Origin of the sequence: Streptomyces sp. NPDC058195 (genome assembly GCF_042883525.1) — a bacterium.
Taxonomy (GTDB): domain Bacteria; phylum Actinomycetota; class Actinomycetes; order Streptomycetales; family Streptomycetaceae; genus Streptomyces.
In genome coordinates this window covers 1-7667 of the sequence record NZ_JBHVVM010000028.1, presented here as the reverse complement: position 1 = coordinate 7667, position 7667 = coordinate 1, and the positions used below count along the sequence as shown (strand labels likewise).

At 71.0% G+C, this 7667-nt stretch carries 5 protein-coding genes; 3 read left to right on the top strand and 2 right to left on the bottom strand.

The genetic code is table 11. The features are described 5' to 3' along the window. The first annotated feature begins 52 nt into the window (after positions 1–52). The gene (locus tag ACFVWY_RS28090; protein ID WP_389877342.1) at positions 53–1693 is read left to right on the top strand and encodes a hypothetical protein; all 1641 of its coding nucleotides are present in this window, start codon (positions 53–55) and stop codon (positions 1691–1693) included. Positions 1694–1992: 299 nt separating this feature from the next. Here the strand turns inward: ACFVWY_RS28090 and ACFVWY_RS28085 are convergent, their stop codons facing one another. Both ACFVWY_RS28085 and ACFVWY_RS28080 read right to left on the bottom strand, forming a co-directional pair. Beyond that, positions 1993–2379 carry a DUF4440 domain-containing protein gene (locus ACFVWY_RS28085; protein ID WP_389877340.1) on the bottom strand — a complete coding sequence of 129 codons (387 nt, stop codon included), beginning with the start codon at positions 2377–2379 and terminating at the stop codon, positions 1993–1995. A 561-nt stretch (positions 2380–2940) separates the two neighbouring features. Next, positions 2941–3252, bottom strand: a complete 312-nt coding sequence (locus ACFVWY_RS28080) for a hypothetical protein (RefSeq protein WP_389877338.1) — start codon at positions 3250–3252, stop codon at positions 2941–2943. A 938-nt stretch (positions 3253–4190) separates the two neighbouring features. Between ACFVWY_RS28080 and ACFVWY_RS28075 the strand changes: the two genes are divergently transcribed. After that, complete coding sequence (locus ACFVWY_RS28075) at positions 4191–4976, top strand: ABC transporter ATP-binding protein (protein WP_389877336.1); 786 nt, start codon at positions 4191–4193, stop codon at positions 4974–4976. Continuing rightward, positions 4976–7543 (top strand): ABC transporter permease, encoded by a 2568-nt coding sequence (locus tag ACFVWY_RS28070; RefSeq protein ID WP_389877335.1) that lies wholly within the window; start codon positions 4976–4978, stop codon positions 7541–7543. Before ACFVWY_RS28075 ends, ACFVWY_RS28070 begins: the two co-directional genes overlap by 1 nt. Positions 7544–7667 lie beyond the last annotated feature (124 nt).

The window sequence follows — 7667 nt, the reverse complement described above, 5'->3', positions numbered from 1 at the left end:
GGCATGACCAACCAGTAGTACCCATGGACGAGAACAACGAGGAGAGACACCAGTGGCAGTCACGGAGACGCAGAGCGGTACCCCCGAGGGCGCCGACGGCACCGGGGGACCGGAGGAGCCCGGGGCCCCGAAGGCCGCGCGGGCGCGTGCCACGGCGTCCGTCAGCAACGGAGTGATCGGCGCGGAGCCGGACGAGCCGGAGACCACCCCGGACAAGACGTCCAACGCCGCCAGCCCCGAGACCGAGGCAGAGCCGGCGGCCGCGGCCGCGGTGGCGGAGGAAGCCGAAGCGAAGGCCGAGGCCGCGACGGCAGGCACCGGGGCCGCCGGGGAGGGCGAGGCGAGGGCCGAGGCCGCGACGGCGGCGGGCGTCGCGTCCGCGCTGAGGGGCAGCGGCACATCCGGGGCGGCGGAACCCGAGGCCGGGGCAGGCGCGGAGCCCGCGACGGATCCCGGTGCCGGTACCCGGACCGAGGCGACGGCCGGGCCGTCGTCGTCGGCCGGGACAGCACCGTCCACCGAGGAGTCCGCCGAGCCCGCACCGACGACCGTGGCCACGGCGCCTTTGGCCGTTGCCCCGGCCACGCCGTCCGGCAGCCGCTTCTCCTGGCTGCGTTCCGGACGTACGGCCACGGCCGCCGCCGCCTCCGGCGGCTCGGGCGACGGCGGCGCGGACGCGGAGGGCGCCGGAGTGCCGGGGAACCCGAACCGGATATCCCGCCCCATGGTCGCCGCCGCCGCGATCGGCGGTGTGGTCCTGCTCGCCGCCCCCTTCATCATCAGCGCCACGTCGGACGACGACCCGAAGGGCGGCAAGGGGAAGACCGCGGCCGCCGGATACGACGGCCCCAGCACCTCGCCGGACGGCTACATACCCAGCGCCGAGCAGGACGGCGGGAAGGCCCCCGGCGGCAAGACTCCCGGAGGCCGTGCACCGGCCGACAAGAAGGACCCGTCCGGGAAGATGCCGGCCGGACCGGTGAATGACGCCGTCGCCGACTCTGGCGGAAAGGCCAAGGCCGACGACAAGCCGTCGTCCGACGGCACGAGCAAGGCCCCCGCCAAGTCGGGCTCCGGCTCCTCGTCATCGTCCTCCTCGTCGTCATCGTCCTCGGCCTCCTCCTCATCGTCCACCGGGACGAAGACGGGAGGAACCACCGTCAAGTCCTCCGCCCCGAAGTACTCCGGTTACGCGGGACCGCACTGCTCGGGCTCCGGTGTCTCCTACACCGAGCGCGGCTCTTCCAAGGTCGCCAACGACGACGATCTGTGGACGACGGCCGTCGGCGGTTACTCGTCCAACGGGTGCAACGGCCGCTACCGCTCGCTCCCGATGTCCGGCGACAACCGCGACGCGGGCAACTACGCGACCTGGTCGTTCAACACCGGTGCCGTCACCTCGGGCACCTGCCGCATCAGCGTCTACATCCCCGGCTCCAGCGACATCCGGCACGTTGGCGGTGCCCCGTCCTACTACACCATCCACGCCGGAAGCGGATCCGGTGGAGCACAGCTGGCGAGCTTCAGCATCAACCAGGTCGGCCACCGGGGCCAGTGGGTGGCGGCCCCTAGTGTGAAGATCAACGGCGGCCGGGTGTCCGTCGTGCTGCACGACCGGGGCAAGGACTGGAACTCCAAGGGCCCGACGGACGCGCACCACGCCGCGGACGCGATCTACGCGAGCTGCAGCTGACGTCCAGGAGTACGCGCCGGGCCCAGGACGAAACCGGGCCCGGCGTTCTCCGCTCACTGCCGCGCGCCGCCTGCCGCGTACCGAAGGGTGAACGGCGTCCCTACTGCCAGGCGGGGTGGGGCCCCTCGGGATGGCGCACGCGGAGGCGCCGTTGACGCCGTTGCCGTTGCCGCCGGTGTGCCGACGGGCCCGGCGCGGGATCCGGTGTACGGCCCCGGAGCTTGCCGTCCGCGCGGTGTGGGGTGGTTCGTTGCTCCTGTGCGGGCGGGTGGCGGACGGGTATGGCCCGGGACGGGCTGTTAGGCGATGGCGGGCGGCACGGGGGTGGCCTGGTGGTAGTACATCCGCCATGCGGAGGCCGGGTCCTGCTTGCGCCAGAGTGAACTGCGCCGTGCCCGCTCGCCGTTCGAGGTGGTCTCGTAGGTGAGATGGACCAGCCCGGGAGACAGCAGGACGCCGGTGAAGCGTGAGGGTTCGTAGAGCGGACCGTCTTGGGCGGTGCCGTCGAGGCCGGGCAGCGCGGCCATCATCTCCTCGTAGGTCCACCGCCGTCCTGAAGCGCCGACCTCGACGAAGTCCGGGTCCAGCAGCTGCCGGGCGAGTGAGCGTGTGGCGCGCACGCTGGGGTCCATCAGACGCAGCTCGGCTGCGATGGCTTCACGTACCTCGTCTGTTTCGTGGCTCATGCGGACATCTTCGCCTGGGCGGACAAGTCCTTCGCAACCGAGTTTCTGAGGGCTCCGGCTGGGGCCGGTGCGCTGGCCGGTGCTGGGGGCGGTGTCCGGGCAGGGTCTGCGGGATGGCGCTGATCTGTTCCCGGCGGCTTTCCGGGGCTGTGCAGCCCCGCTGCTGCCCGAGCGGCTTTCTCGCCGGGGGCTGTTCCGGGCCGTGTGTGGTGCCGGACCGGGGCGTGCTGGCGGCATTGTCTGCGTGCTGGGCAAGGGGCCCCGGCGTGGCAGCGTCGGCGCTGCTGCGACGAAGGCCAGGATCGCAGCCCGCTCTGGAATGGCGGCATCAGGCCCTTGACCGTCCGACGCGGTGCCGCCCCCGGCCCTGGCCGCACCGGCTGGGCCATGGGGCGGACCCTGTTCCCGCGCGGCGTCGGCCCCACCGCCTGGCCTCACCAGTCCAGATGAATCCGTATCCGCTCTGGGGAGGGCGAGTTGATCTCCGCCAGGGCCTGCCCGGACGTGCCTGCGGCGTCGTCTGCCTGCGGCGGTATGGCGAGGCGACCTGGTTCCTGTCGCTCAGTAGCAGCGCAGACGAGCCGCGTTTCCGTCGATGCGTAGCATGCAGTTCCTGAGCACGCGCAACGGCGGCTCACGGCCATGCACGGGCACGAGGGTCAGGTCCAGATCCCGCAGTGGTCTGGCAACGCGGACAAAGCGGCTTCCGTCGGGATCGGGGCCTGTGAGAGCCGCGAGCCCCTCGAACAGGGCCCTGACGCTCTCCCAGCCCGGACCAGGGGAGAAATGCATCAGAAAGAACGGCTGGTCACATCCGTGCTCGCTGAGCTCCCCGATCAGGGTGTCCCCCTGCATCAGCCGCCACGTGGCCACGGCGCCCCATCCCCACGAGATCCCGTCCAGGGCCGCGATCCTTGCACACACGCCCCGCGTGAGGAAGCCGCCCGCCCCAGGCCGGAAGGCGCTGGGACCGGAGCGCCTGGGGCACGGTCAGGTTCCGCCCCGGGACCAGTGGTCCTCGGACAACGGCACGACGGCGCCAGGCCGCGGCACCCCGCTCTCTTCCGGGCAGGGCTGGGCAGCCCGCCCCCGGGCCGAGCCGGGGGTGTTTCACCGGTGGGGCGGCCGGGCCGCGGGCTGCCGTACGGGCTGTCGTACGGTCTGTTGTCCCGGGCGGCGGCCAACGGCGCCTGGGGCGGGACGGCGGACCCGTGCCTTGCCGGGGCGGCGGGGGCAGGCGCATGCGGTGCCCCCGTTCGCCGTGATCCCCGGCACGGACGTGCACCAGGTCCTCGACGGCCGCCATGAGGACGTGTTCCGGATCGTGGAGTCGGCCCACCGGCCCGGCCGGGGACGCCGCCTTCTACCGAGCCTGGACCCGCAAAGAAGCCCCACCTCAAAGCCGTCGGCCTCGGCACCCCGGGCAGGCCGCTCAACACCCTGGACGTCCACTCCGTCCAGGACGGACCCGTACGGGTCACCCATCGCTACCGAGGAGAGGAAACCCGCTGGCAGGTCATCGGCCTCACCCTCGGCGACCGCTGGGCGGCCTCTGCGGCCCGCCCGGAAACCAGCCCCCTGGATCCCGTACACCTCCACACCCCGCAGGACAGTCGGCCGAACGCCGCAGGACCCCTTCCTACGGTGTTCAGCCACGTCTGATAATCACCCGACACCTCGTCATATACCGTCAGTAGAAACGGAGTAGATCGAATACAGAGCCACCGGCCATCATCGTGCCGATGCCGTATACGCTCGGAAACCATTCCCCCCTGACCCTGAACCCCACTACGGAAAGGACAGGTCGCACCATGGTGACCGAGACGAGCCGCCCTTCCCCCAGCAACGGCTGCAACACGGTCAACCGGGGGCACGCCCTTCGCCTGGCCGACGTGACCAAGGTGTACGGCAAGAACGGCAGCGGAGTCCGCGCCCTGGACGGGGTCTCCGCAGCCATCGAGCGCGGCTCCTTTACCGCCGTCATGGGCCCCTCCGGCTCCGGGAAGTCCACCTTCCTCCACTGCGCCGCCGGTCTCGACAAGCCCACCACCGGCCAGTCCTACATCGGCGACACCCAGCTCAACGACATGAACGAGACCCAACTGACGAAACTGCGCCGCCAGCGCATCGGCTTCGTCTTCCAGGCGTTCAACCTCATCCCCTCCCTCTCCGTCCGCCAGAACGTCGAACTCCCGCTGCGCCTGGCGGGCGAGAGCCTCGACCACAACTGGCTCGACGAGATCCTCGGCCGCGTCGGCCTGGCAGGCCGCGCCTCCCACCGCCCCGCCGAACTCTCCGGTGGCCAGCAGCAGCGCGTCGCCATCGCCCGCGCCCTCATCACCCGCCCCGACGTCATCTTCGGCGACGAACCCACCGGCGCCCTCGACACCGTGACCGCCAAGGAGATCCTCTCCCTGCTGCGCGCCTGCGTGAACGAGACAGGCCAGACCGTCGTCATGGTCACCCACGACCCGGTCGCCGCCTCCTACGCCGACACCGTCATCTTCCTCGCCGACGGAAAGATCGCCGGACAGATGCAGTCCCCGACCGCCGACCTCGTCGCCGAGCGCATGACACACCTGGGAGCCTGGGCCTGATGCTGCGCTACGCACTGCAGACACTCAAAGCCCGCAAGGGCGGCTTCATCGGCGCCTTCCTCGCCCTGTTCTGCGCCGCCGCCCTCGTCACCGCCTGCGGCATCCTGCTGGAGACCGGCCTGCGCGGCACCATCGCCACCGAACGCTACGCCGGAGCCCCGGTCATCGTCGGCGCCGACCAGAACGTCCACCAGACCACGGTCAAGAAGAAGAAGGGCAAGGTCAAGGAGAAGCACAAGGCCAAGCCCCTGGCCGAACGCGTCTGGCTGCCCGCCGACACCACCCGCACCCTCGCCGCCCTGCCCGGCGTCCGCGCGGCCGTCCCCGAGACGACCTTCCCCGCCTACGCCGTCGGCCCCCAGGGCCGCATCGTCCCCGGCATCGACAGCAAGCCCTCCTACGGCCACGCCTGGACCTCCGCCGCGCTGACCCCCTTCGAGCTCACCGACGGCAAGGCGCCCACCGCCCCCGACGACGTCGTCCTGGACCGTGAACTGGCCACCCGCACCGGACTGAAGACCGGCAGCAGCCTCGTCATCCAGTCCACCGGCACCCCCGCCACCTACAAGGTCAGCGGCATCGCCGCGGCCAAGGGCGGCGACCTGCATCAGCAGTCGTCCCTGTTCTTCAGTGACGACACTGCCCGTGATCTGTCCGGGCGGGCTGGCCGGGTCACCGTCGTCGGTCTGCTGCCCAAGCCTGGTGTTACCCCCGGTGACCTCGCTGACCAGGCGGCTAAGGCTCTGGTTGGTGATGGCCGTAGGTACACCATTGCCACCGGCGGCGGACGCGGCCCCGTCGAGTTTCTCGACGCAGGCAAGGCCCGCGTCAAACTCGTCTCCATGGGAGGCGCCATGGGCGGCACTTCCCTCCTTGTCGCGGTCCTCGTCGTCGTCGGCACCTTCGCCCTGTCCATCCAGCAGCGCTACCGTGAGCTCGCCCTGCTGCGCGCTATTGCCGCCACCCCTCAACAGGTCCGGCAGCTGATCGGCCGCGAGGCCCTCATCATCGGCGGTCTGGCTGGCGGCCTCGGCGCGGTGGCGGGTCTGCCTATCGCGTACTGGCTGCACAGCAAGTTCATCGACTTCAAGGCCATCCCCGACACCCTCGAACTCACCTTCAGCTTCGTGCCGTTCGCCGCCGCTGTCGGCGCGGCCCTGCTCGGTGCGTGGGTTGCGGCCCGCGTCTCCGCACGCCGCACCGCCCGCATCCGCCCCGCCGAGGCGCTGTCCGAGGCGTCCATGGAGCAGCGTCACTTCGCCTGGGGGCGCCTTGGCGCGGGCGTGTTCGTCCTGGCTCTCGGCATCGGCGTCGTTGTCCTGCTGGGCTTCCTGCGCACCGAACCGGCCTCCCAGCCCGTCACGTTCCTGTCCGTCGTCGTCCTGGCCGTCGCCGTGTCCCTGCTGGGCCCGGTCATCGCCAGGATCGCCGTCGCGGTCCTGGGGATCCCGCTCAGGGTCTCCCGCGTCGGCGGCCACCTCGCCACCGCCAACGCCCGTGCCAACGCCAAGCGGATGGCCGCCGCGGTCACCCCGCTCGTCCTGCTCATCGGCATGGCCTGCACCGTGCTGTTCGTGCAGACCACCATGGGCGATGCCGCTACCGCCCAGGCCAGGGCCGGGAACAAGGCGGACTGGGTGGTCGCCTCCGAGGGCCCCGGCGTTCCCGCCGGAGCGGCCCGGGCCCTGAGCGAGGTACCGGGTGTCACCCAGGTCACCGAGATCGTCCGCACCCAGGTCCGCGTCGGCCTCGACAAGTACCCCGCCCAGGGCATCTCCGTCCAGGGCCTGAGCACCAACTGGGATCCCGATGTCTCCCGCGGCAGCCTCAAGGGCTTCGGTGACAAGAGCATCGCGATGAGTGACGTCTCCGCCGACCACCTCGGCAAGAAGCCCGGTGACACGCTCAAGGTCACCCTGGGCGACTCGACCGTCGTCGTCCTGAAGGTTGCCGCCGTCTACGAACGCGGCCTGGGTTTCGGCGACCTGACCATGTCCCACGGCCTCGTGGCCCGCCACGTCGACAACCCGCTCGCTTCCTCCGTCCTGGTCAAGACCGCCGGCGACGGCAGGGCGGGCCGCGAGCAGCTGACCGCCGCACTGGGGCACTTCCCTGGCACCGGTGTCCTGGACCGCACCCAGGTCGACGACCTTCAGGCCGGTGTCCAGCAGTCCAACGCCGAGGTCAACTACCTCGCGATGGGCCTGATCATCGCCTTCACCGCGATTGCCGTGGTCAACACCCTGGCCATGTCCGTCTCCGACCGCACCCGCGAGTTCGCCCTGCTCCGGCTCGTGGGCACCACCCGCCGCCAGGTGATGTCGATGCTCAGGATCGAGTCCGCTCTGATCGTCCTGGTCGCCGCTGTCCTCGGCACCGCCATCTCCCTCGCCGTCCTGACCGCCTTCAGCGTCGGAATGACGGGCGCCGCCCAGCCCTCCATCGACCTGCCGGTGTTCCTCGGGGTTCTGGGCTTCGCCGCTGTGCTCACTGCCGCCGCGACCCTGATCCCCGGCCGTGTCGCACTCGGCGGCCGTCCGGCCGACGTCATCAGCGCCCGCCAGTAGCCCCGCACCCGTACCGCCACGCCAAGAGATGTCTGTGTTTGTGGTGGTGGGTGTGTGGGTGGTTTGTGGGGTGTATTTTTTGGGGTGGTGTGGTGGTCGAGTTTTGGGGGGTTGTTGTGCGGGG